Annotated in this window: 17 protein-coding genes; 10 read left to right on the top strand and 7 right to left on the bottom strand. The window is 68.4% G+C overall.

The features are described from left to right. Positions 1-35: 35 nt before the first annotated feature. The 3 genes from ACS0OT_RS15305 to ACS0OT_RS15295 form a co-directional block, all read right to left on the bottom strand. Positions 36-419 carry a CopL family metal-binding regulatory protein gene (locus ACS0OT_RS15305; protein ID WP_065178174.1) on the bottom strand — a complete coding sequence of 128 codons (384 nt, stop codon included), beginning with the start codon at positions 417-419 and terminating at the stop codon, positions 36-38. Between the two features lie 204 nt (positions 420-623). Beyond that, complete coding sequence (recQ, locus tag ACS0OT_RS15300; protein ID WP_005418471.1) at positions 624-2,429, bottom strand: DNA helicase RecQ; 1,806 nt, start codon at positions 2,427-2,429, stop codon at positions 624-626. 512 nt (positions 2,430-2,941) lie between these two features. Continuing rightward, entirely contained in the window at positions 2,942-3,490 is a 549-nt protein-coding gene (locus ACS0OT_RS15295; RefSeq protein WP_005418469.1) for a Dps family protein, read from the bottom strand. Between the two features lie 86 nt (positions 3,491-3,576). Here ACS0OT_RS15295 and hrpA point away from each other — a divergent pair, with 86 nt between their 5' ends. Continuing rightward, positions 3,577-7,659, top strand: a complete 4,083-nt coding sequence (gene hrpA / locus ACS0OT_RS15290) for an ATP-dependent RNA helicase HrpA (protein WP_065185415.1) — start codon at positions 3,577-3,579, stop codon at positions 7,657-7,659. Positions 7,660-7,732: 73 nt separating this feature from the next. On the opposite strand, the gene ACS0OT_RS15285 is transcribed toward hrpA, so the two are convergent. After that, entirely contained in the window at positions 7,733-8,257 is a 525-nt protein-coding gene (locus tag ACS0OT_RS15285; RefSeq protein ID WP_065185416.1) for a hypothetical protein, read from the bottom strand. 130 nt (positions 8,258-8,387) lie between these two features. On the opposite strand from ACS0OT_RS15285, the gene ACS0OT_RS15280 reads away from it, so the two are divergent. Both ACS0OT_RS15280 and ACS0OT_RS15275 read left to right on the top strand, forming a co-directional pair. After that, positions 8,388-10,544, top strand: a complete 2,157-nt coding sequence (locus ACS0OT_RS15280; protein ID WP_065178177.1) for a RelA/SpoT family protein — start codon at positions 8,388-8,390, stop codon at positions 10,542-10,544. Between the two features lie 30 nt (positions 10,545-10,574). Further along, the gene (locus ACS0OT_RS15275) at positions 10,575-12,149 is read left to right on the top strand and encodes a hypothetical protein (RefSeq protein ID WP_442255881.1); all 1,575 of its coding nucleotides are present in this window, start codon (positions 10,575-10,577) and stop codon (positions 12,147-12,149) included. On the opposite strand, the gene ACS0OT_RS15270 is transcribed toward ACS0OT_RS15275, so the two are convergent. Further along, positions 12,146-14,245, bottom strand: a complete 2,100-nt coding sequence (locus ACS0OT_RS15270; RefSeq protein ID WP_005418463.1) for a glycosyltransferase — start codon at positions 14,243-14,245, stop codon at positions 12,146-12,148. The genes ACS0OT_RS15275 and ACS0OT_RS15270 overlap by 4 nt on opposite strands. Positions 14,246-14,341: 96 nt before the next feature. Here ACS0OT_RS15270 and mrcB point away from each other — a divergent pair, with 96 nt between their 5' ends. The 4 genes from mrcB to tsaB all read left to right on the top strand — a co-directional run bounded on the left by mrcB (position 14,342) and on the right by tsaB (position 20,679). Beyond that, on the top strand, positions 14,342-16,768 hold the full coding sequence (gene mrcB / locus ACS0OT_RS15265; protein ID WP_053500600.1) for a penicillin-binding protein 1B: 2,427 nt from the start codon (positions 14,342-14,344) through the stop codon (positions 16,766-16,768). Further along, positions 16,765-17,301, top strand: a complete 537-nt coding sequence (locus ACS0OT_RS15260; protein ID WP_050562713.1) for a hypothetical protein — start codon at positions 16,765-16,767, stop codon at positions 17,299-17,301. The genes mrcB and ACS0OT_RS15260 overlap by 4 nt, the downstream gene beginning before the upstream one ends. A gap of 597 nt (positions 17,302-17,898) precedes the next feature. Next, positions 17,899-19,956 (top strand): ATP-dependent DNA helicase, encoded by a 2,058-nt coding sequence (locus tag ACS0OT_RS15255; RefSeq protein ID WP_442255880.1) that lies wholly within the window; start codon positions 17,899-17,901, stop codon positions 19,954-19,956. A 9-nt stretch (positions 19,957-19,965) separates the two neighbouring features. Beyond that, positions 19,966-20,679, top strand: coding sequence for a tRNA (adenosine(37)-N6)-threonylcarbamoyltransferase complex dimerization subunit type 1 TsaB (gene tsaB / locus ACS0OT_RS15250; protein ID WP_053501251.1), 714 nt, complete (start codon positions 19,966-19,968; stop codon positions 20,677-20,679). Between the two features lie 573 nt (positions 20,680-21,252). Here tsaB and ACS0OT_RS15245 read toward each other — a convergent pair. After that, positions 21,253-22,137, bottom strand: a complete 885-nt coding sequence (locus ACS0OT_RS15245; protein ID WP_065178182.1) for an energy transducer TonB family protein — start codon at positions 22,135-22,137, stop codon at positions 21,253-21,255. After that, the gene (gene gshB / locus ACS0OT_RS15240) at positions 22,137-23,084 is read right to left on the bottom strand and encodes a glutathione synthase (protein ID WP_065196658.1); all 948 of its coding nucleotides are present in this window, start codon (positions 23,082-23,084) and stop codon (positions 22,137-22,139) included. Before gshB ends, ACS0OT_RS15245 begins: the two co-directional genes overlap by 1 nt. A gap of 240 nt (positions 23,085-23,324) precedes the next feature. On the opposite strand from gshB, the gene pilG reads away from it, so the two are divergent. The 3 genes from pilG to ACS0OT_RS15225 are packed head-to-tail and all read left to right on the top strand — an operon-like array spanning position 23,325 to position 24,637. Continuing rightward, positions 23,325-23,726 (top strand): twitching motility response regulator PilG, encoded by a 402-nt coding sequence (gene pilG / locus ACS0OT_RS15235; protein ID WP_005418455.1) that lies wholly within the window; start codon positions 23,325-23,327, stop codon positions 23,724-23,726. Positions 23,727-23,744: 18 nt separating this feature from the next. Then, positions 23,745-24,107 (top strand): response regulator, encoded by a 363-nt coding sequence (locus ACS0OT_RS15230; RefSeq protein ID WP_005410717.1) that lies wholly within the window; start codon positions 23,745-23,747, stop codon positions 24,105-24,107. Next, positions 24,107-24,637: a chemotaxis protein CheW gene (locus ACS0OT_RS15225; protein WP_065178184.1), complete on the top strand. Its 531-nt coding sequence runs from the start codon at positions 24,107-24,109 to the stop codon at positions 24,635-24,637. Before ACS0OT_RS15230 ends, ACS0OT_RS15225 begins: the two co-directional genes overlap by 1 nt. The last annotated feature ends 39 nt before the right edge of the window (positions 24,638-24,676 follow it).

Here is a 24,676-nt window from a genome sequence, read left to right as displayed (position 1 = left end):
GGCTGCGGTGCGCAGGGCGCACGGTGCGTGTGGAATCAGCCGATGGGAGGGCGTGAGATCGGCGGCAGCGGCGGCGCCGGCCGGCCGGTGGCCGGCATCGGCTGCGGGGCCAGCGACAGCGCCGGTCCGGCCATGAACGGCAACGGCTGCACCACCAGCAGCGGGTGCTGGGCGCAGCTGCGCACGCAGTCCTTGATCTGGCAGTGGGCGTCGTGGGCCGGGGCCTTGGCCTGCGGGGCCGCGTCGGCCTGCATGCCCGCGTGGTGGTGGCAATCGGCAGTGCCGCCATCAACAGCCGCGGCTGCGGCGTGAGCCATTCGCCCCATTTCTTCGTGACCACGGGCCAGGGCCGCGTTCAGCCCGTTGAGCAACAGGCTGAGCATGAGCACGACGCGGAGCAGGGTCGAGGCCAGGGACATGACGCTAATCTAGCCGCAAGCGGACGCGGATGCACTTCCGGCTGAATGGCCGGTTCAAGATTGGACCTGCACCAGCGTAGAGCCGAGCCCACGCTCGGCTGCTGTTCGCGCAGAGGCAGCCGAGCGTGGGCTCGGCTCTACAGGGGCGCCCGCGCGCCGTTGGGGCCATGCCCGGCGGCCGCGCAGCGCGGCAACGCGATACCGTCAGCCCTCTTCACGCACGATCTCGACCAGGCGCGGGCCGTAGCGGCTCAGTTTGGTGCCGCCGATGCCGCCGACCCGGGCCAGTTCATCCAGGCTGGTCGGGCGCTGCTCGGCGATGTTGCGCAGGGTGCTGTCGTGGAAGATCACGAACGCCGGTACGTTCTGTTCCCGGGCCAGTTCGGCGCGCAGGCCGCGCAGCGCGTTGAACAGGGCCAGGTCCTGCGGCAGCACCGACAGGCCGGTGCGCTGCGCGCTGCGCTCGCGTCCGCTGGTGCTGCTGGCCGGGTCGCGGCGCATGCTGATCTGGCGGCGGCCGGTCAACACGTCGCGGCTGGCATCGGTCAGGCGCAGGCCACCGTGACCCTCGCTGTCCACTTCCAGCAGGCTGGCCGCGACCAGCTGGCGGAACACGCTGCGCCAGGTGCGTGCATCGAGGTCGCGGCCGATGGCATAAGTGCTCAGCTTGTCGTGGCCCTGCTGCCTCACCTTCTCGTTCTCGCTGCCGCGTAGGATGTCGATCAGGTGGCCGACACCGAAGCGCTGGCCGCTTCGATAGACGCAGCTCAGCGCCTTCTGTGCCGGTATGGTCGCGTCCCACGAGGCCGGTGGCGTCAGGCAGTTGTCGCAGTTGCCGCAAGGCTGGGGGTAGGTCTCGCCGAAGCCGGCCAGCAGCACCTGGCGGCGGCACTGCATCGATTCGCAGTAGCCCAGCAGATGGTCGAGCTTGGCCCGCTCCAGCTGCTTGCGCTCTTCGCCCGCCTCGGACTGCTCGATCATCTGCTTGAGCAGTACCACATCACCCAGGCCGTAGCACAGCCAGGCCTCGGCGGCTTCGCCATCGCGGCCTGCGCGTCCGGTTTCCTGGTAGTAGCCCTCCATCGACTTGGGCAGGTCGGTATGCGCGACGAAGCGCACGTCCGGCTTGTCGATGCCCATGCCGAAGGCGATGGTGGCACACATCACGATGCCGTCCTCGCGCAGGAAGCGGCGCTGGTTGCCGGCGCGCACTTCCGGCGGCAGGCCGGCGTGGTAAGGCAGAGCGTTGAAGCCCTGGCCGCAGAGGAATTCAGCGGTCTCCTCGACCTTGCGCCGCGACATGCAGTAGACGATGCCGGCCTCGCCACGGTGGCCGCGCAGGAAGTCGGTCAGCTGCTTGCGGGCGTTGTCCTTCTGCACCACGGTGTAGCGGATGTTGGGACGGTCGAAGGAACTGACAAAATGGCGCGCTTCCTGCAGATCGAGGCGCTCGGCGATCTCGCGCTGGGTCGGCGGATCGGCGGTGGCGGTCAGCGCGATCCGCGGGATCTGCGGCCAACGCTCGTGCAGCACGGTCAACTGGCGATATTCGGGGCGGAAGTCATGGCCCCACTGCGACACGCAGTGTGCTTCGTCGATGGCGAACAGGGCGATCTGGCTGCGCGACAGCAGCGACAGGAAACGCCCGGTCAGCAGCCGCTCAGGGGCGACATACAGCATGTCCAGTTCGCCGGCGAGCAGCTCGCGCTCGACGCGGCCGGCGGTCTCGGCATCCAGGGTTGAATTCAGGTACTCGGCGCGCACGCCGAGCTGGCGCAGGGCTTCGACCTGGTCCTGCATCAGTGCGATCAGCGGCGAGATGACGATGCCGCAACCGTCACGCAGCAGGGCCGGGACCTGATAGCACAGCGATTTGCCGCCGCCGGTGGGCATCAGCACCAGGGCGTCGTGACCGGCAGCCACATGCTCCACGATGTCCTGCTGCGGACCACGGAAATCGTCGTAACCAAAGACGCGTTGAAGCAGGTCGTGCGCGGGACGGGAAGCCATCGCGCTAGTTTACCTCCCGGAGGCGGCGGCAGGGCTGCGCCTTGGGAACGCGCCATTGCATGCGCGCTGCCGCTCCCACGCTTCGCTGCGCGAAACGCGGGCCCCACTTACCAGCTCCCAGACCCCCGCCGCTTCGCGTCTGCCCCCTGACTCAGGGGGCTCTCCCCCAGACTTGGCCCGGTGGCGGGTAGATCCACGCCATGCGTGGATGAAATCTGTCAGATATCGACAATCAAAATGGGGTCAGATCCGTTTTCCTGCGGAAAACGGATCTGACCCCAAGCAATGCCCTGGCAGATCACGGAAATCTGTCGAAGGCGGGGTGGGTCCGGTTGAGGGGGTGTGAGCGGCATGGATGCCGCGACCAAGCCCCCATGGACGGGTTTACGGCGCCCCCTCAACCGGACCCACCCCGCCAACCTTCAGGAAACTGGCTTTTGCTCTGGCTCTGGCTCTGGCTTGAAGGCTTCGGCGGGTGCAGGGCTGCAAGCCCTGCCGAACACCCCCAACCCTTACTGCAACAGCGAGCGCAGCATCCAGGCGTACTTCTCGTGCGTCTGCAGCCGCTGGGTCATCAGATCCTCGGTCGGGGCATCGTCACCCTTGGCCGCCACATCCAGCACTTCACGCGCCGTACGGCATACCGCTTCGTTGGCGACCACCAACTGGCGTACCATTTCACGCCAGTCCGCACTGTCGGTCAGGCCCGGTTCCTCGACGATCGAGGTCAGCGCAGCGAATTCCCGGTAGGAGCCCGGGGCATTGAAGCCCAGCGCGCGGATGCGCTCGGCCACGTCGTCCAGTGCCGCCCACTGCTCGGTGTACTGCGTCTCGAACATGGTGTGCAGCGAGTTGAACATCGACCCGGTCACGTTCCAGTGGAAGTTGTGCGTCTTCAGGTAGAGCGTGAACGCATCGGCCTGGAAGCGCGACAGACCGTCGGCGATCTTCTTGCGGTCGCCCTGGGTGATCCCGATATCGATGTTCGGCGCCGACGGTGCCGCCGCTGCAAGCTTCTGCTTGCCGGTCTTGGCCTTGGTCGTGCTTTTGGTCTTCGCCATGAGGTTCCTCCTTATGGAATCGTTGGCCTTCACAATAAACCGGTCGTGATGACTGGTCGCTTTCAAAGTTTTGAACGAACCGATTGATGAACTCTATCGATAAAAATCCATCGCCCCGCCTGCGCCAACAGCGCGCCGCCATCGACGGCGCCATGAGCCGCGACCGGGGCCGTTTGCTGGGAATGCTCTCGCGTTGCCAGGCCAAGCCGCAGGATGCGGCACTGGCCGCTACTTTCGAGCAGGCCTTGCAGGCGTCGGTGCAGCGTCGGCAGGTACGGGCGCAACAGCAGCCGTCCATTACTCTGGACCCGCAGCTGCCGATTGCGCGTGAAGCCGACGCGATCATCAAACTGATCCGCGACCACCAGGTGGTGGTGATCGCCGGTGAAACCGGTTCGGGCAAGACCACCCAGCTGCCGAAACTGTGCCTGGCCGCAGGCCGTGGCCAGGCCGGCATGATCGGCTGCACCCAGCCGCGACGGATCGCCGCACGTGCGGTCGCCAGCCGCGTGGCGCAGGAACTGCAGAGCGAACTGGGCCAGCTGGTGGGCTACCAGGTACGCTTCAATGACAAGGTCAGCGACGACAGCCGCATTAAGTTCATGACCGACGGCATCCTGCTGGCGGAGATCGCCAGCGACCGCTGGTTGTCGAACTACGACACGATCATCGTCGACGAGGCACACGAACGCAGCCTCAACATCGACTTCCTGCTGGGCTACCTGAAGCAGCTGCTGCGCAAGCGCCCGGACCTGAAGCTGATCGTCACGTCGGCCACCATCGACACCGAACGCTTCGCCCAGCATTTCGACAACGCACCGGTGATCAGCGTCGAAGGCCGCACCTACCCGGTGGAAGTGCGCTACCGCGCGCTGGAAGGCGAGGGCGAAGACCAGGGCGAACGCACCGTCAACGATGCCATCGTGTCGGCTGTCGACGAGATCACCCGCCTGGACGCACGCGGCGACGTGCTGATCTTCCTGCCGGGCGAGCGCGAGATCCGCGATGCGCACCAGTCGCTGGAACGGCGCAAGTACCGCAATACCGAGGTGCTGCCGCTGTACGCGCGCCTGTCCAACCAGGACCAGGACCGGGTGTTCAACCCCGGGCCGAACCGGCGCATCGTGCTGGCCACCAACGTGGCCGAGACCTCGCTGACGGTGCCACGCATCCGCTACGTGGTCGATCCGGGCTTCGCCCGCGTCAAGCGCTACAGCCCGCGCAACAAGCTGGATCGCCTGCACATCGAGCCGATCTCGCAGGCCAGCGCCAACCAGCGCAAGGGTCGCTGCGGCCGTATCGCCGAAGGCATCTGCTACCGCCTGTACGCCGAGGCGGATTTCCAGGCGCGGCCGGAGTTCACCGATCCGGAAATCCGCCGTTCCAGCCTGGCCGGCGTGATCCTGCGCATGCTGCAGCTGGGCCTGGGCCGCATCGAGGAGTTCCCGTTCCTGGAGGCGCCGGACGAGCGTGCCGTTGCCGATGGCTGGCAGCAGCTGACCGAGCTGGGCGCGATCGATGCCGAGCGGCGCATGACCACCATCGGCAAGCAGATGGCGCGCCTGCCGGTGGACGTGAAGCTGGCGCGCATGCTGGTCGCCGCACAGGCTGCAGGCTGCCTGCGGCCGATGCTGGTGATTGCCTCGTTCCTGGGCATCCAGGACCCGCGCGAACGCCCGCCGGAAGCGCGCGGTGCCGCCGACAACGCGCATGCGCAGTTCGCCGATGGCCGCTCCGAGTTCGTCGGCGTGCTGCGCCTGTGGGATGCCTACCGGCAGGCCCACGAAGACCTGACCCAGTCCAAGCTGCGCGACTGGTGCGGACGTCATTTCCTCGGCTTCCTGCGCATGCGCGAGTGGCGCGAGCTGCATCGCCAGCTGCGGCTGCTGTGCGAGGAACTGGGCTGGAAGGAAGAGGCCAGCGAGGCATCGATGGCACCGCTGCTGGCCGGCAGCAGTGCGCCGGCACCGGCACGTGATGACGCGGCCTCAGTAAAGGCCACCCGCGGCCAGTTGCATCGTGCCGCGCGCCTGGCCCGCGAGGGCAAGGCCGAGGCCGCACCGGCACCGGTGGCCGTGCGCGCGCAGAAGGAACAGGCGCCCGCCGGCGGCGGCTTCAGCGAACGCGTGCGTGCCGCTGCCTACCAGACCCTGCACCGGGCGCTGGTGGCGGGCCTGCCGACGCAGATCGGCCACCGCACCGAGAAGGGCGATTTCCAGGCACCACGCCAGCGCCGCTTCCTGCCGTTCCCCGGCTCGGCGCTGGCCAAGCGGCCACCGCCGTGGCTGCTGGTGGCCAACCTGCTGGATACGCAGAAGGTATGGGGCATGACCCTGGCCGCGATCGAGCCGGACTGGGTGATCGCCGAACTGCCGCACCTGCTGCTGCGCAAGCACTTCGACCCGCACTGGTCGCGCGCGCAGGGCCAGGTGCTGGCGTCCGAGCAGATCAGCCTGTTCGGCCTGGTGCTGGCACCGAAGAAACCGGTCCATTACGGCCGCATCGCGCCGGGCGAGGCGCATGACATCTTCGTGCGCCAGGCGCTGGTGACCGGCGAGATCAATACCCGTGCCAGTTTCGTCGCCGACAACCAGAAGGTGCTGGAGGTCGCGCGCGAGGAAGAAGCCAAGCTGCGCCGCGCCGGCATCGTTGCCGACGAAGACTGGCAGGCACGCTGGTACCTGGACCGGGTGCCGCCGCAGATCCACTCGGCGGCGGGACTGGATAGCTGGTGGAAAGGGCTGGCGCCGGAGCAGCGCAAGGCGCTGCACTGGTCGTTGGCAGACCTGTTGCCCGGTGAGGGCAGCGAACAGGAACGCTATCCGAAGTACCTGGCGCTGGGCCAGGCGCGCTTGCCGCTGCACTACCGCTTCGAACCGGGGGCCGACGACGATGGCGTGACCCTGGACGTGCCGCTGCACCTGCTCAACGCATTGGATCCGGTGCAGCTGGGCTGGCTGGCGCCGGGCTTTGTCGCCGACAAGGCCTCGGCACTGATCCGCAGCCTGCCAAAGGCGATGCGCCGCAACTACGTGCCGGCGCCGGACTTCGGTCGCGCGTTCTACGAGGCCTTCCCGCAGCCCAGCGCTGATGCCATCACTGGCGAGCTGGCGCGTTTCCTGTCACGTGCGACCGGCGCGACGGTGACCGCACTGGATTTCGAGCCGGGTTCGATCGAGCCGCACCTGCACATGAACCTGCGGCTGCGCGACGAACAGGGCAAGGTGCTTGCCACCTCGCGTGATCTGGAAGCGCTGCGCGCGAAATTCGGTGGCCGTGCTGGCGATGCCTTCGCCGCGCGTGCCGGGCGCGAGATGGCGGCTGACGGCCTGCGCACGTTCCCGGCCACGCCGATTCCGCTGCAGGTACCCGGTGAAGCCGGCGTGCCGGCCTATCCGGCGCTGCTGGACGAGGGCGACAGCGTGGCGCTGCGCATCTTCGCTGATCGCCAGCAGGCGCAGGACGCCCATCCGCTGGGCGTGCGCCGCCTGCTGGAGATCGCCCTGGCCGAGAAGGTGAAGCAGGCACGCAAGCAGTTGCCGGTCGGTGCCAAGACCGGCCTGTTGTATGCCGCGATCGAATCGCAGGAGCGGCTGCGTGGTGACCTGGTCGATGCGGCGATGAACGCGGTGCTGGCCGAGGGCCTGGAGGAAATCCGCGATGCGACGGCGTTCGAGCAGCGTCGCGAACACGCCGCCAAGGCCCTGTTTGGCGAGGCGATGTCGCGGCTGAAGCTGGCCGAGACCATTCTGGCGCTGGTGGCGGAGCTGAAGCCGATGCTGGAAGCGCCGTTGATGGGCTGGGCGCGCGGCAACCTGGACGACATGGAAGCGCAGCTGGCCGGGCTGATCCACCCCGGCTTCCTGCGCGACACGCCGGCCGACGCGCTGGCGCAGTACCCGCGCTATCTGAAGGCGATGATCCTGCGCACCGAACGTGCCAAGCGTGATCCGCCGCGTGACCAGGCGCGCATGCTGGAACTGCATCCGTTCCTGGAAGCGCTGGAGGCGGGCGAGCAGCAGGGCCTGCGTGATCGCCCGCAATGGCAGGCGCTGCGCTGGGATCTGGAAGAACTGCGGGTATCGCTGTTCGCGCAGGAGCTGGGTGCACGCACCGGTATCTCGGCGAAGAAGCTGGCGCAGCGCGTGGCTGCATTGCGCCAGGCCTGAGCGCGCCACGGTCGCCCGTCGGGCGACCGTGGCCGGCCGGGCAGGGAGCCGGCATGGCCGGAATGCCCGGGCGTTACTTGGTGCGGCGAACCTTCGGCTGCACGTTCACCCCGTCCACCTTCATATACCAGGCGCCCATCACCCCTGGGCGCATGCTGACGCCCGGGGCGTCCTTGCGGCCACCGGAATAGTGCGTGGCGTCTATCTGCTCCCACTCCTGGCCGTTCTGCAGCACGTAGCGGCGGCCCTGGCCGAATCCACGGAATTCGCCCTGCAGGTTGCTTTCGATCGGTTCGCTGCTGCCGAAGTCCAGGAAGCCGCGGTTCTTCTTGATCACTTCCTGGCGGCCTTCTTCGCGCGCTGCGGCGACGGCCTGGGTGGTGGCCGCCTCGACCTTGCCCTGCAGCCAGCGGTTGAGCGTGGCCAGTTCACCGGCACTGAGCTTGTCCAGGCCGGCGGCCTTGAACTCGGAGGGCGACATCTGCTGCTGCAGGTCGTCCTCCACCACGCGCTGGGCCAGCGCAGGCGCGGACAGGGACAGCAGCACGGCGGCACAGGCCAGCAGCCGTGGACGGACGCGCGGGGCAATCGAAGGCATGGCGGGTCTCTCCTGGGTGTGTGGGCGAGTGTAGCGGCATGTCTTCATGCCGGGTGATGGTGGGTGCAGTGATTGTCCCTGAACGGCGCCGGCGCTAGTGTAGGGGCCTCTGTCTTGCCTGCTCGATGCTGTGAACCGCGCTTCCGTCCCTGGCCTGGATGCCTTGTTGAACCGTCCCTCGGCAGCGGTGCTGCCTGCTCCGCTGCGCCAGGCCCTGCGTGAGCATTGGGAAGCGCCGGATTGCGAGCACCAGATGCGTGCCACCTGGTCGGTGCTGGGCGATACTCTCGATGCGCTGGCGATGCTCTCGGCCGATGAAGGCGCAGTGGTGGCCGCATTGCTGTTCGACCTGCCGGGCCTGCGCGCCAGCCTGGACCAGCTGCCGCTGGGCAACCACAAGGCGGCGGTGATCGGCCTGCTGGATGGCCAGGATGCGGCCGACCCGGTGTGGGCGCTGCACGCCGGCCGTGAGGCGGGGCGCAACAGCGAAGGCCTGCGCCGGCTGCTGCTGGCGATCATCCGCGACCTGCGCGTGGTGCCGATCCTGCTGGCACGGCAGCTGGCGCGGATGCGCGCGGCCGACAAGCTGGACGAGGAGCAGCGCCGCGCGCTGGCCCAGCTGACCCGCGACATCCACGCGCCCCTGGCCAATCGGCTGGGCATCTGGCAGCTGAAGTGGGAGCTGGAGGACCTGGCGTTCCGCCACCTGGAACCGGAAACCTACCGCCGCATCGCCCGCGAGGTGGATGAAACCCGCATCGCCCGCGAGCGTTACGTCGAGAACGTCAAGAAGGTGCTGTCGCGCGAGCTGGTCGCCCAGGGCATCAAGGCCGAAGTCAGCGGCCGCCCGAAGCACATCTACAGCATCTGGCGGAAGATGCAGAAGAAGCGGCTGGCCTTCGACCAGCTGTATGACATCCGTGCGGTGCGCGTGATGGTCGACGACGTCGCCGCCTGTTATGCCGCGTTGGGCGTGGTGCACGCGCTGTGGGCACCGGTACCCAGCGAGTTCGATGATTACATCGCCAGGCCCAAGGCCAATGACTATCGCTCGCTGCACACCGCCGTGGTCGGCCCGGAAGGGCGCACCATCGAAGTGCAGATCCGTACCCACGAGATGCACTCGCAGGCCGAGCTGGGCGTGGCCGCGCACTGGAAGTACAAGGAAGGTGGCAAGGGTGCGGAGAAGTCCTTCGACCGCAAGATCACCTGGATGCGCCAGTTGCTGGAACAGGCGCAGGACGGGCAGGGCAATGAACTGGCCGGGGCGCTTGATGCCGAGCTGACCGAGGACCGGGTCTATGCGCTGAGCCCGAAGGACGAGGTGCTGGACCTGCCGCAGGGCGCCACGCCGCTCGATTTCGCCTACCAGGTGCATACCATGGTCGGGCACCGCTGCCGCGGCGCAAAGGTCAACGGCCGCATCGTGCCGCTGACCTACCGCCTGCGCAGCGGCGACCGCGTCGAGATCCTGACCGGCAAGGAGGCCGATCCGCGCCGCGACTGGCTGATGCCGGCCAACGGCTTCCTGGCCAGCAACCGCTCGCGCGAAAAGGTGCGCAGCTGGTTCCACAAGCTGGACCGCGCGCGCAACGTGCAGGCCGGTCGCGAGCTGCTCGAGCGCGAGCTGAAGCGGCTGGGCCTGCAGCACGCGGACCTGGCCGTGGCGGCGAAGAAGTTCCATGCCGACAGCGTCGATGACCTGTACATCCAGGTGGCTCTGGGCGATACCGGCCCGAACCAGGTCAGCCGTGCGCTGCTGGAGGCGGAGCGTGCCGCCAGCCAGCCCGCGCCCGCACCGGCCCTGCCGCGGCCGACCGCGCGCCGCGGGAACCTGGGCAAGTCCAAGTTCACCGTGCAGGGCGTGGGCAACCTGCTGGTGCAGCTGGCACGCTGCTGCCAGCCGGTGGCCGGCGAGCCGATCATCGGCTACCTGACCCGTAGCCGGGGTGTCACCGTGCATCGTGCAGACTGCGCCGCGCTGGCCCGGCTGGCGGCCAGCAGCCCGCAGCGCATCCTGCCGGTGGAGTGGGGCCAGGCCGGGGGCGGCTACGAGGTGGACGTGGTGGTCGATGCGGTCGATCGCCGCTGGCTGCTGAAGGACATCACCAACCTGATCGCCCAGGAAGACGCCTACGTGCTCGACATCCACAGTGACAACGTGCGCAACAGTGGCCGTGCCCACCTTCGGCTGCGCCTGAAGGTCAGTGACTACGGGCAGTTGTCGACGCTGCTGGGCAAGCTCGATGCGCTGCCGGGCGTGAGCGAGGCGCGTCGCCTCGGCTGAGCTTCACGCTGCCCCGGCTACCCTGCACGCATGGAACGCGAGCCCCCGCATCGCCCGCATGGCGCTGAACATCCTGCGCTGGACCGCGTCCGTCGCGAGGGGCGTTGGTGGTGGCTGCAGGCGCGCCATGCGCGCCGGATCTGGCGCTGGGCGCTGCTCACAGCGCTGGCCGTGTTCGTGCTGCTGGTCCTGCTGCGCAAGCCGTTGGCAGACTGGTTCTGGGATGAGCCGCAGATCGAACAGCTGCTGGCCGAGGGGGATCGTGCATTGGCGGCTGGGCGCCTGAGCGATGCCGATGGCAGTGGTGCGCGCGAGCGCTACCAGGCGGCGCTGGCGCTGGACGGTGATCGCCCGCAGGCGCGCCAGGGCCTGGCCAATACCGGCGCGGCAGCGCTGCAACAGGCGCGCGATCGCCTGCAGGCGGATGACCTGGACGGCAGCGCGCAGGCTCTGGCACTGGCCCGTGAGCTGCAGGTGCCGCAGGGCGACGCCGATGCGGTTGCCCGCCAGTTGCAGGCGCGACGCAGCGCCGGAGCCGGTATTGGTGCGTTGTTGGCACAGGCGCGTAACGCGTTCGCGGCCGGACGCCTGGATGACGGCGACAGCAGTGCGTTACCCTTGTTCCAGCGCATCCTGGCCCTGCAGCCGGACAACCTGCCGGCGCTGGAAGGGCGCGAAGATGCGCTGAGCGACCTGCTGCTGCAGGCACGCACGCTGGCGGAGCGAGGGGAGTTGGCCGAGGCGGCCGCGCTCCTGCGTCGTGCCCGTCAGTTCGATGCTGGTCATGCCGATCTACCGGCGAGCGAGGAGGCCCTCGCGCGCGCCGCCGACCGGCGCCTGCGGCAGGCGCAGCGTGCGTTGCGACGGCAGCAGCTGGAAGCTGCGGCCAAGGGCTTCCAGGCGGTGCTGGTGGTGGCCGCCGATGATTCCAATGCCCAGCGCGGGCGTGAGCAGACCCTGCAGGCAGTGGTTGCACGCAGCCAGAAGTCCGCCGACGACTTCCAGTTCGATGCGGCGCAACGTGATGCGGCCCTGGCGGCGGAGCTGGGGGCTTCGCAGGCAGTCCGGCAACAACTGGCGCAGCGCCTGCAGCGCCTGCAGCGCGCGCAGCAGGCGCAGCGGGCCCTGCAGCAGCCCGCGGTCAGCACGGCGCAGCGCGAACGCCAGCTGCGCGACCACCTGCGGAAGATCGAACGTGCCGAGCGCGCGGGGCAGTGGATCAGCCCACCCGGGCACAGCGCGTTCGACGCGTTGCGCGAAGCCCAGTCGCTGGCTCCCCGCGATGCGCGGGTGAAGGCAGCCGCCGCACGCTTGCTGCCCGCCAGCCGACGCTGCTTCGACGACAATCTGCGGCAGAACCGCGTGCAGGCGGCAGGCGCCTGCCTGCAGGCCTGGCAGACCCTGTCACCGACCGCATCCGGACTGCCCTCGGCGCGGCTGCGGTTGGCCCAGCGCTGGCTGGCGATCGGCAGCGAGCGGCTCGGCAACGGTGACTTGGCCTTCGCCGCGCATGCCGCCGAACAGGCGCGGTTGCTGCAGCCGGATCTGGCCGAACTGCCGGCGTTTGAAGATCGCCTGCGCCGCGCCGGTGGACGGGCGGACTAGGCGAAGAACACCCGCTGCACGGTCGCACGGGCGGCTTCGAGTGAGAAATGTTCGGCGACGTTGGCCAGGCCAGCATCGGACAACTGCTGCCACAGCTGCGGGTCCTGGTACAGGCGGACCACCGCATCGGCGAAACCGGTAGCGTCATCGGCTACCAGTACGTCCTGGCCGGGATGCAGGTGCATGCCTTCCACGGCGCAGGTGGTACCGACTACCGGTTGGCCATGGGCCATGCTCAGGTTGATCTTGCCTTTTACGCCGGCACCGAACCGCAGCGGTGCGATGGCAATGCGCGCGCCGTCCATGTAGGGCGTGATGTCCTCGACGAAGCCGTGCATCTGCACGCCGGGGTGGCGTGCGGCCAGTGCCAGCAACGATTCCGGCGCCGCGGCGCCGATGCAGTGCAGGCGTACCTCCGGCAGCCGGGCGCGGATGTGGGCGAAGACCTCGCCGATGAACCACTCCATCCCGTCCAGGTTCGGCGGATGGCGGAAGCCACCGACAAACACCAGATCGTGTCGTTGCTCGTAGACGGCGCCGGCGCCGGCAACCTCGTGCAGGTTGGAAATCAGTTCCACCCGTACCCGCGGCGCATCGGCCTGCAGCTGCTCCCGTTCGGCCGCACTGACCAGCACGGTGATGTCGCACTGCTCCATCACTGCCAATTCACTGCTGCGGGTGCGTTCTGCTGCGCGCAGCAGCGCCGTATCACCGGCCACTTCGGCACCGCGGCGTTCGCGCAGGTAGTGCAGGTCGACCGTGTCGAACACGGTTCGTGCCTGCGGCGCATAGCGCTTGAGCAGGGGCAGGCACTCGTGGGCGACGTGGTGGCGCACCAGCATCGCCACGTCGAAACGCGACCCATGGCTGCGCAGCCAGCCGGCCACGCCGTCCAGGAAGGGGGCGTACCAGACTTCCACGCCCATCCGCTGCAGCGCCTCGGTCGCCGCGCCGGCATGCTCGCGCCGGGTCGGGACGAATACCACGTGGGCACCGCCCTGCAGCAGCAGGCGGATCAGATTGACCTGGCGCAGCGACCCGGAATCGCGATCGGGCTGCGGTACTTCCTCGTCCAGGATCAGCACCTGGCGCCGGCCGCGCAGCAGCAGCGCTGGCGACGGCACTGCGCCGACCGCCGGATGGCGGGCCAGCTCGGTGGCCCAGCGAGCGGCAAAGATGGCCTGGTTGCGCACCTGGTAGGCCTTAACCCCGCTGCCGGTGTCGGTGCCGTTGCTGGTGCCTTCGTCGTGGATCACCCGGCTGGCCGGCTGCACCAGCACGCGCAGGCCCTGTGCACGCACGCGGAAGGCCAGGTCGGTGTCCTCGTAGTACGCCGGCTTGTAGCGGGTATCGAAGCCGTCCAGCTGCTGCCAGAGGGTACGCGGCAGCATCAGCGCCGCACCGGAGCAGTAGTCGACGTCGCGCAGGCTGGCAAAGCGCGGGTCGTCAGCGGCCTCGAAGCGGCCATAGCTCCAGCCACTGCCATCGGCGAAGATCACTCCGCCCGATTCCTGAAGGCGGCCATCGGGATACAGCAGCTGGCTGCCGACCAGGCCGGCGTCGGGGACGCTGCCGAAGGTGTCCAGCAGGGCGTCGAGCCAGCCCGGCTGCGGCACCGTATCGTTGTTGAGCAGCACCACGTAGCGGCCGCGTGCGCGCGATACACCCTCGTTGCAGGCTTCGATGAAGCCGCCGTTGTGCGCACGCACCTCATAGCGCAACCCCGCCACCTGCGGCATCCACTGTGCGGTGGCGTCGCTGCTGCCGTCATCCACCACCAGGATCTCGCACGCGGCTGCGGGCGGGTGTGCCGCCAGGGCGCGGAGGCAGGCCAGGGTGTGGCCGACATGGTTGTAGACCGGGATGACGATGCTCACCTCCGGCGACTCGCTGAACGGCACCGTGAAGGGGGCGAAAGCCTGTGCTGGCGGCAGGAACAGGGGCGTGCGCGGCGCGGGAACGGCGCGCTGGGTGTGCACGCGGATGCGTTGCCAGGTGGCCCGCCACCCGCGGGTGCGCAGGCTTGCCAGGCTCCGGCGGGCCAGGCCCGACAGGCGGTTGATCAGGTATCGGATCTCGGCCAGGGACATCGCCATCCGGTTGCAACTCCAGCTTAAGCAGGGGAACCCGGGAGAATTCGCCAGCCGCAGTGGCTGGGGTAGACTCGCCAGACCCTACATTCTCGCATTCCCGTGCCCCGACGCTACGATTCCGACGACATCGACGATTTCGACGACGACCAGCAGGACAGCGGTCCGCTGTGGCGGCGCCGGCTGATCACCTGGAGCATGGCTGCGGTCGCATTGGGATTGGGTTTCCTCATTCCCTATACGCTGTACCTGAACCAGCAGGTGACCCAGCGTTTCGGCGAGCTGCGCTGGCAGATTCCGACGCGCGTGTATGCGCGCCCGCTGGTGCTCACCCCCGGCAAGGCGATGGATGCGTCCACGCTGAAGACCGAACTGGCCGCCTCCGCCTATCGTGATGACGGGCAGGGCAAGGAGCCGGCCACCTATGCGGTGAACGGCGGTCGCTTTGTGATCTCCAGTCGTGGCTACAACGACGTCGATGGCCGGGTGGCGCCGCGCCGGGTGGAGCTGTCGCTGGCCGATGGCGGCGTGGCCTCGCTGCGCGACGCCGACAGCCGCAAGGCACTGAAGGCCGCGCGGCTGGATCCGGCGCGCATCGCCACGCTGTACGGCCAGAAGCAGGAAGAACGCCGCCTGATCCGCATGGACGAGGCGCCGGACCTGCTGGTGACCGGCCTGCAGGCAGTGGAAGACAAGGACTTCAACCGCCATCACGGCATCGACCTGTCAGGCATCGCGCGCGCGGTGTGGGTGACGATCCGTTCCGGTGGCCAGAGCCGCCAGGGCGCTTCGACGCTCACCCAGCAGCTGGCCCGCAGCGGCCTGCTTGGCATCGGCAAGGAACAGACGCTCACCCGCAAGTTCAATGAGGTGCTGTACGCGCTGATCATGGAAGCGCGCTACGACAAGCGCACGATTTTCGAGGCGTATCTCAACCAGGTGTACCTGGGCCAGCGCGGCAGCCAGGCGATCCATGGCATGTCCTCCGGCGCCGAATTCTGGTTCGGGCGTGACCTGCAGTCGCTGGAGACCGAGCAGATCGCCCTGCTGATCGGCCTGGTCAAGGGGCCGTCCTTCTACGACCCGCGGCGCAACCCGGAACGCGCGCTGGATCGCCGCAACTTCGTGCTGGGCAAGCTGCACGACGCCACGCTGATCGACGATGCCGAGTACCAGCGCGCGCTGAAGGCTCCGCTGGGCGTGCCCAAGACACCGGGCCTGGTGGCTGCCAACCGCTTCCCCGCCTACGTCGACCTGGTCCGCCGGCAGCTTGCGCATGACTATCCGGAATCTGCGCTGCAGGGCGCGGGCCTGAGCGTGATGACCGGCATGTCGCCGTCCGCGCAGGCCTATGCCGAAGGCGCGGTGACCCGCACCATCAAGTCGCTGGAAAGCCAGCGTCGCCCTGAGCTGCAGGCCGGCATGGTGCTGACCGACGTGCACAACGGCGACGTGCTGGCGGTGATCGGCAGCCGTGAGGTGTCCGAGGTCGGCTTCAATCGTGCGATCGAGGCGCAGCGCCCGGTCGGTTCGCTGCTCAAGCCGTTCGTGTACCTGCTGGCCCTGGCGCAGCCTGACCGCTATTCGCTGGCCAGCTGGGTCGATGATTCGCCGGTGACGGTGCAGCTCGGCCGCGGCCGCAACTGGAGCCCCGGCAACGCCGACAACCGCAGCCACGGCACGGTGCGCCTGATCGATGCGCTGGCGCATTCGTACAACCAGGCGACGGTGCGCTTGGGCATGCAGGTCGGCCCCGAGCGCGTGACCCAGCTGATCCATGTGCTGGCCGGCATCAAGGCCGAGGCCAATCCGGCGGTGATCCTCGGCTCGACCGACCAGAGCCCGTATGCGATGGCGCAGCTGTACCAGTTCCTCGCGTCCGGTGGTGAGATCCAGCCGTTGCACGCCGTGCGTGGCGTGCTCGATCCGCAGGGCAAGCTGCTCAAGCGCTACGACAAGACCCCGGCACCGGCACAGGAAGGCGATTCGATTGCCGCCAACCTGATCAGTGTCGGCCTGCAGCAGGTCGTCGCCAGCGGTACCGCGCAGCGGCTCAATGCTGATGGCCTCGGCCGTCTGCAGCCAGCCGGCAAGACCGGCACCACCAACGATGGCCGTGACAGCTGGTATGCCGGCTACACCGGCGACCACCTGGCGGTGATCTGGATCGGCAACGATCAGAACCAGCAGGCCGGCCTGTATGGCGCCACTGGCGCGATGCGGGTCTGGTCGGGCATCTTCCAGCGCCTGCCGAGTGCGCCATTGCGGGTCAGCAACAAGGGCCTGGATTGGCAGCCGGTGGCTCCCACCGGTCTCAACAGCACCGATGAAGGCTGCCCCGGCGCGCGCCGTTTCCCGTTCGTGGTGGGCTATGCGCCTGCCTATGCGCCGTGCGCGCCGGCCGCGTCGCCCGAGGGGCAGGGCGAGGCTGAAGGCGAGGGCGGTGGCTGGCGCAGCTGGTTCGGCCTGGACCGCAAGCCGGAAGCACCCGCCGAACCTGCCGCCACCCCTTCTCCCCCGAGCCGATGATGCCGATGAACATGCGTACCCTGCTGCAGCCCCTGGCCCTGACCGGCCTAAGCCTGGCCCTGGCCGCCTGCGTGAGCAGCGCGCCGCCGGTAGTCAAACCGGTCGACACCACCACGCCGGCGCAGCGCCTGGCGGCCGTGGATGCTGCAGCGGGTCCGGACGACAAGGAACTGTCGGTGCAGCCGCTGCGTGATTCGCAGGTGGAAGACCTGAGGCTGGCCGCACAGGCGCAGCGCCAGGCCAACGACCTCGCCGGTGCCGCCAGCAGCCTGGATCACGCGCTGGAGATCGTGGCCGGTGACCCGGCGGTGCTGCAGGAGCGTGCCGAACTGGCGCTGCTGCAGGGGCAGTGGGCACAGGCGGAGACGTTCGCGCGCAAGGCCGTGGATCTGGGCTCGAAGACCGGGCCGCTGTGCCGCCGGCACTGGGCGACGATCGAGCAGTCGCGGCTGGCGCGGGGCGAGAAGGAGAATGCGGTGTCGGCGCATGCGCAGATTGAGGGCTGCACAGTGCCGGGGATCAAGCGTTACTGAGTTTTCAGCCAACGGCACAGCCCCTCGTGGCTGGCTGCTTGGCCGAGTAAAGCAAAAGCCGCGCTTGGCCGGGCGGGGTGGGTTCGCGGGGGACGCCGTGAACCCGTCCCTGGGGGCTTAGCCGCGGCATCCATGCCGCGGACACCCCCGCGAACCCACCCCGCCCGGCCTCTGACAGTTCCCGTGTGCGTCCAGCCACGGAAAAGAAAAAGAAAATCAAAAGCGGGTCGCGCCCTGCGCGCACTCGTTGTGGGGTCGGATCCGTTTTCCGCAGGAAAACGGCTCCGACCCCTTCTTGTTTCCGTTCGACCCACCGCTTCTGAATCAGTCGAGCAAGCGCGACGCCACGAAGCACGTCCATCCGTCACCGGGAAACTGTCGAAGGCGGGGCGGGAGGGGCAGGCAGGACCGTTGGCGCCATGGATGGCGCCATCGAGCCCCCATGGACGGGTTTACGGCGTGTCCTGCCTGCCCCTCCCGCCCCGCCAAACACGCAGCAACCCAGAGCCATGAACCACGCTGTTGCTGTTGCTTTTGCCTGCGCTCTGGCTTGAAACGGGTGCCGGGCAGCGCCCTGCCGGGTATCCTTTCCCTCTGATGTCCGACCTTGTCCATGCCAGCCGCGAAGCCCTCAGCGAAGGCGGCGCGCTCGCCTCGCATCTGGATGCCTTCGTCCCGCGTCCGGCACAGCTGCACCTGACCGCTGCCATTGCCGATGCGCTGCAGCAGCGGGACCTGCTGCTGGCCGAGGCCGGTACCGGCACCGGCAAGACCTTCGCCTATCTGGTGCCGGTGCTGCTGTCCGGGCTGCGCACCATCATCTCCACCGGTACCCGCGCGCTGCAGGACCAGCTCTACCACCGCGATCTGCCGCGCGTGCGCCAGGCGCTGGGCGTCGGCCTGCGCAGCGCGCTGCTGAAGGGGCGCGCGAACTACCTGTGCCGCTATCGACTGCAGCAGGCGCGGGGCGAGCCGCGGTTTTCCAGTCCCGAACAGGCCGCGCAGTTCCAGCGCATCCTGGCGTGGTCCGGCCGCTCGGAGTTCGGTGACATCGCCGAGCTGGAGGGCCTGGCCGATGACTCGCCGCTGCTGCCAATGGTCACCTCCACTGTCGACAATTGTCTGGGCACCGATTGCCCATTCTGGGACGACTGCTTCGTGGTGCGCGCACGGCAGCGTGCGCAGGCCGCCGACGTGGTGGTGGTCAACCACCACCTGCTGCTGGCCGATCTGGCACTGAAACAGGACGGCTTCGGCGAGTTGCTGCCGGGGGCGCAGGCCTTGGTCATCGACGAGGCACACCAGCTGCCCGAACTGGCAGCGCAGTTCTTCGGCGAAGGTTTCGGCATGCGCCCATGGCAGGAACTGGGTCGCGACTGCCTGGCTGAAGCGCGCGGCGTAGGGGGCGCACAATCGGCGCTGCAGGAGCCGGTCGACCAGTTGCAACAGGCGTTGCTGGCGTTGCGTTCGGCGATGGAGGGGCTGCCGCCGCGTGGTACGCAGTGGCGTGCGCTGGCCATGCCACAGGTCCGCGACGGCTTCGATACGGTGATGGCCGGCCTGGTGGCACTGGAGCAGGGCCTTCAGCCGCTGCGCGAATCGGCGGCGGGTCTGGACGCCTGCCATGCGCGGGCGCGCGAGGCGGTGTCGCGGTTGCAGCGCTGGCTGGGCGATGATGAACCCACCCTGGATTTCGATACCGATCCGGCGGACCACGCCAGTGCCGCCGATGTGCTCTGGTACGAGCTCACGCCGCGGGGTTTCCGCTGCCAGCGCACGCCGATGGATGTGTCCGGCCCGCTGCGCGAGCATCGCGAGCGCAGCCGCGCGGCATGGATCTTCACCTCGGCCACGCTGACCGTGGGCAATGGATTCGACCACATCGCCACGCGCTTGGGCCTGGACGATCCGCATACCCTGGTCCAGCCGAGTCCGTTCAACTGGCCCGAGCAGGCGTTGTGCTACCTGCCGGAAGGCCTGCCTGATCCGGCCGCACGGGGCTTCGGAACCGCGCTGATCCAGACCCTTCGGCCGGTGCTGCAGGCATCGCAGGGCAGGGCATTCCTGTTGTTCGCCTCGCACCGTGCATTGCGCGAGGCCGCCGAGGCACTGCGCGACGGGCCATGGCCGTTGTTCGTGCAGGGTGAGGCACCGCGCGCGACGCTGCTGCAGCGCTTCCGTGAATCGGGCAATGGCGTGCTGCTGGGCTCGGCCAGTTTCCGCGAGGGCGTGGACGTGGTCGGCGAAGCGCTGAGCGTGGTGATGATCGACAAGCTGCCGTTCGCGGCACCGGACGATCCGGTGTACGAGGCACGCCTGGAGGCGATCCGCAGCCAGGGCGGCAATCCGTTCCGCGACGAACAGTTGCCGCAGGCGGTGATCGCACTGAAGCAGGGTGTCGGTCGCCTGATCCGCAGCGAAAGCGACCGTGGCGTGCTGGTCCTGTGCGATCCGCGCCTGCTCAACCGTGGCTATGGCCGGGTCTTCCTGGATTCACTGCCACCCTTCCGCCGCACCCGCAGCCTGGCCGATGTGCAGGCCTTCTTTACGCCACAATGGGGGCCCGTGGCTGATGATCCGGCTGATCCGGCTGACCCGGCCGCTGTCGCGCCGGGCCCGGAGCCGGCTCCCGGTGCCACGTTCCCCCTGTTCTGACCTGATCTGATGAAACTGCTCGCCTTTGAAACCGCCACCGAAGCCTGCTCCGTTGCACTGCATGTCGATGGGCAGGTGCTGGAACGCTTCGAGATCGCCCCGCGCCGGCATGCCGACCTGAGCCTGCCATGGGCCGAGGCGCTGCTCGCCGAAGCCGGCATCGGCCGTCGCCAGCTCGACGGCATCGCGCTCAGTCGCGGCCCGGGGGCGTTCACCGGTGTGCGCCTGGCGATCGCCATCGCCCAGGGCATCGCGTTGGCGTTGGACCGCCCGCTACTGCCGGTTTCGACGCTGCAGGTGCTGGCGCTGCGGGCACCGGTGGAAGAAACGCAGATCCTGTCGGCAATCGATGCCCGGATGGGTGAACTCTACGTCGCGCGCTTCGAACGCGTCGACGGCCTGCCGGTCGCGCGCGATGCCGAGCGCGTCTGCGCGCCCTCCGTGGTGACGTTGCCGGAAGGAATGTCGGCCTACGGTGTCGGTACCGGTTTCGGCGCGGGCGACGGCGCGCTGGTGGCACAGTTGGGCAGTGGCCTGCGCGGTTTTGATGCCGCGGCATTGCCGCGGGCGTCGGACGTGCTGGCACTGGCGGTGCCGGCGTTCGCGCGTGGCGAGGCGATCGCACCGGAGAAGGTCGAGCCGGCGTACCTGCGCGACAACGTGGCATTGACCCTGGTCGAGCAGCAGGCCGCGCGCGAGGCGAAGGCGAAGGCCAACGGCTGAGCCCCTCGTGGCGGGGTTGGTTGATCGCATAAACCAAAAGCCGCGCTTGGCCGGGCGGGGTGGGTTCGCGGGGGACGCCGTGAACCCCCAGTCCGGCCCAGCCGCTGGCGGCTGGGCGTTCGGGCGCTTGCGAAGCAATGCTTCGCAAGCGAAGCGCCCTCACCCATGGGGGCTTGGCCGCGGCATCCATGGTGCGGATACCCCCGCGAACCCACCCCGCCCGACCTCTGACAGTTTCCGTGTGCGTCCGCCACGGAAAATCAAAAGAAAATCAAAGTCAAAAGCGGATCGCTTCGCTCGCATCCACGCGTGGCGTGGATGTGTGTCGACCAAGGTCGACACCTACCCAAGCAATGGTGCGCCGTGATCTGTCAGAGGCGGGGCGGTGTCGGGCGGCGGGGTATCCGCGGCATGGATGCCGCGGCTAAGCCTACACGGACGTACTTGCGGCGTCCCCGCCGCCCGACACCGCCTCGCCACGCTTCAGTACACCAACCGCCGCTGTTGCTGTTGCTGTTGCCGTTGCTCTAGCCTTTCAGCGGGTCCCGGGCCGCAGGCCCGGGCAACAAACCCCTACCGGTCGTCGTGCAGGGTGCCACCCGGCAGGAACACCCAGGTACGGGTGACCTGCAGGATGTCGATCTCGTCCTCGGTCTTCGGCAGCGGCGGGAACGGCTGCGCCAGCTGCACCACCCGCAGCGCCGCCTCATCCAGCAACGGCGTCCCGCTTGAACGCAGGATCCGGCTGCTTTCCACGCTGCCATCGCGGCGCACGCCGACGCTGATCACCACCTGGCCGCCGAGCCGGCGCTGCCGGGCCTCGTCCGGGTAGTTCAGGTTGCCGACGCGCTCGGCGCGGTCGACCCAGGCGCGCAGGTAATTGGCGTAGGCATATTCGCGCGTGCTGGCCGACACGAACTTGCGGTTCGGGCGCTTGGCGTACTGCGCCGAGCGCAGATGCACCTCGGCCGCCAGCCGCGCCATCTCGGCATCACGCTGCTCGCGCGCGCTCAGCGGCGCATCCGGCTCAGGCTGTTCCGGCGTTGGACGGGACTGCGCCTGCGCCACGGTGTCCTCCCCATTGCGGCTGCTGACCACCCGTGCCTGCGGCGGCGGAACCGGCGCGGCCGATTGCTGTTGCTGGGGAACCGGGCTGAGTCCGGATTGCGCCTGCGGCACGATGCCGGCCTGGTTGTCGCGCGGACGCTGTGCGCGGTCGTGCTCGCCACCGCCTTCCTGGTTGGCGGCGGCCAGGAAATCAGCCTGCTTTGGCGTCAGTGCGGTGCGCGTCTGGCTGAAGATCACTTCCAGCGTCGGCACCAGCGGAGCATCGCCTTTCACGGCGAAGCCCACGCCCAGGATCAGCAGGGCGTGGACCAGCACCGACAGTGCGATGGTGGCCCCCAGCCGTTGCGCTTCGCGTGGCGGCGGGGGCAGAACGGCAGGTGCGGACGGCATCAGCGCAGGCCGGCCTCGAGCGCGTCGAACAGGGTGCCGGCAATGTTCAGGCCGTACTGCGCGTCGAGCTCGCGCACGCAGGTCGGGCTGGTCACGTTGACCTCGGTCAGGTAATCGCCGATCACGTCCAGGCCGACGAAGCGCATGCCACGACGCTTCATCTCCGGGCCGACCTGGCCGGCGATCCAGCGGTCACGCTCGCTCAACGGGCGCCCTTCGCCACGGCCCCCGGCCGCCAGGTTGCCGCGGAACTCGTCACCCTGGGGAATGCGCGCCAGGCAGTAATCGACCGGTTCGCCGTCGACCAGCAGGATGCGCTTGTCGCCGGCGCTGATGTCGGGAATGAATTTCTGGGCCAGCGCCAGCTTGCGGCCGCCGTCGGTCAGTGTCTCCAAAATCACGTTCAGGTTCGGATCGCCCTGGCCGCTGCGGAAAATCGAGCGGCCGCCCATGCCGTCCAGCGGCTTCAGCACGGCCTGGCCGTGTTCGAGGGCGAAGGCCTTCAGTGCCTTGGCATCGCGGCTGACCAGGGTCGGCGGGCAGCACTGCGGGAACAGCAGGGCAGCCAGCTTCTCGTTGTAGTCGCGCAGGCCCTGCGGGTTGTTGACCACGCAGGCACCGGCAGCGGCGGCCACGTCCAGCACCTGGGTGTCGTAGATGTACTCGGCGTCGACCGGCGGGTCCTTGCGCATCAGCACGATCTGGCCGGGTCCGAACTCGGTACGGCTGAACTCACCCAGCTCATACCAGCCGGCCGGGTCGTCGCGCACCTGCAGCGGCGCGGTCTGGGCCACCGCCACGCCACCTTCCAGGGCCAGTCCCCCCGGCCGCACGTAGTGCAGGGCATGGCCGCGGCGCTGGGCTTCCAGCAGCATGGCGAAGGTGGTGTCCTTGGCGATCTTGATGTGGGCGATGGGGTCCATCACCACGATGACGTTCAACGGCATGGTCGCACCTGTCAGGCAAGGCGTTGATGGTAGCGGCAACGCCGGTCGCGCGCCTCCCTGCCATACTGCAACGCAGCGTCCGCCCGGCGGTCGCGCACTCATTGCGAAACCCGTCACGTTCAGGAGGGGGCCATGCCCCGCGCCGTGGGGCGGCCTTGAAGCGGGCGCGGAAAGTGCGATATAGATACGCTTTCGCAGCGGCCCCCGCCAGAGATCGGGCCGTGCGCTTGGGGATAGGCAATGACTGAAAACACGACTGCGGGCGGGGAACTCGCAGGACTCCGGGTGATGGTCATCGATGATTCGAAGACCATCCGCAGGACTGCGGAAACGCTGCTCAAGCGCGAAGGCTGCGAGGTGGTCACCGCCACCGACGGCTTCGAAGCGCTTGCCAAGATCGCAGACCAGCAACCGCAGATCATCTTCGTCGACATCATGATGCCGCGCCTGGACGGGTACCAGACCTGCGCGCTGATCAAGGGCAACCAGCTGTTCAAGGCGACCCCGGTCATCATGCTGTCGTCCAAGGATGGCCTGTTCGACAAGGCGCGGGGACGCATCGTCGGCTCGGAGCAGTACCTGACGAAGCCTTTTACGCGTGAAGAACTGCTGGGTGCCATCCGCACATACGTCAACGCCTGACCAGGGGGGAAAGGCACAATGGCTCGTATCGTTCTGATCGAGGATTCACCGACCGACCGCGCGGTGTTCACCCAGTGGCTGCGCCGTGCCGGCCACGAAGTGCTGGAAGCGGACAACGCCGAGGATGGCCTGCAGCTGGTCCGCGACCAGGTGCCGCAGCTGGTGCTGATGGACGTGGTCCTGCCCGGCATGAGTGGCTTCCAGGCGACCCGTGCGATGGCCCGTGATGCGGCGATCAAGCACATCCCGGTGATCATCGTCAGCACCAAGGCGATGGAAACCGACAAGGCCTGGGGCCTGCGCCAGGGCGCCGCCGATTACATCGTCAAGCCGCCGCGCGAGGATGAACTGATCGCGCGGATCAACGAACTGGTGGCCTGATGCGCTCGCCCTTCGACATCCTTGAAGCCTATGAACGGCGCAGCCTGGCCCATGCGGTGCAGCTGCCCGGGAAGCAGTTTGCCCAGGACCTGTGGCGTGGCGTGGGTTTCCGCGTCGGCCAGCGCCGGCTGGTGTCCGATTTCCGCGAAGTGGTGGAAATCGTACCGATGCCGCCGGTGACCCCGGTGCCCTGTGCGCAGCCCTGGCTGCTGGGCGTGGGCAACCTGCGCGGCAACCTGTTCCCGGTGGTCGACCTGAAGTACTTCCTGGAAGGCACGCGCACCGTGCAGCAGGAAGGCCAGCGCGTGCTGATCATGCGCCAGGCCGGCGGCGACGTCGCACTGACCATCGATGAACTGTTCGGCCAGCGCAGCTTCGAGCTGGACCAGCAGATCGAAGCGGGCACGTTGGCCGATGGCCGCTACGGGCATTTCGTCGATCGTGCTTTCCATGCCGACGGCCATGACTGGGGCGTGTTCTCGCTCTCGCTGCTGTCGCGCACCCCTGAATTCCGGCAAGCCGCGGCCTGAGGCCGGGCATCGCCCCCTGCATTGAAGATCGAGGTTGAA

The organism is Stenotrophomonas maltophilia group sp. RY12688 (assembly GCF_052149045.1).
Classification (GTDB): Bacteria; Pseudomonadota; Gammaproteobacteria; order Xanthomonadales; family Xanthomonadaceae; genus Stenotrophomonas; species Stenotrophomonas sepilia.
Note: the sequence above shows the minus strand (reverse complement) of the source record. Positions and strands in the feature narration are given on the sequence as shown.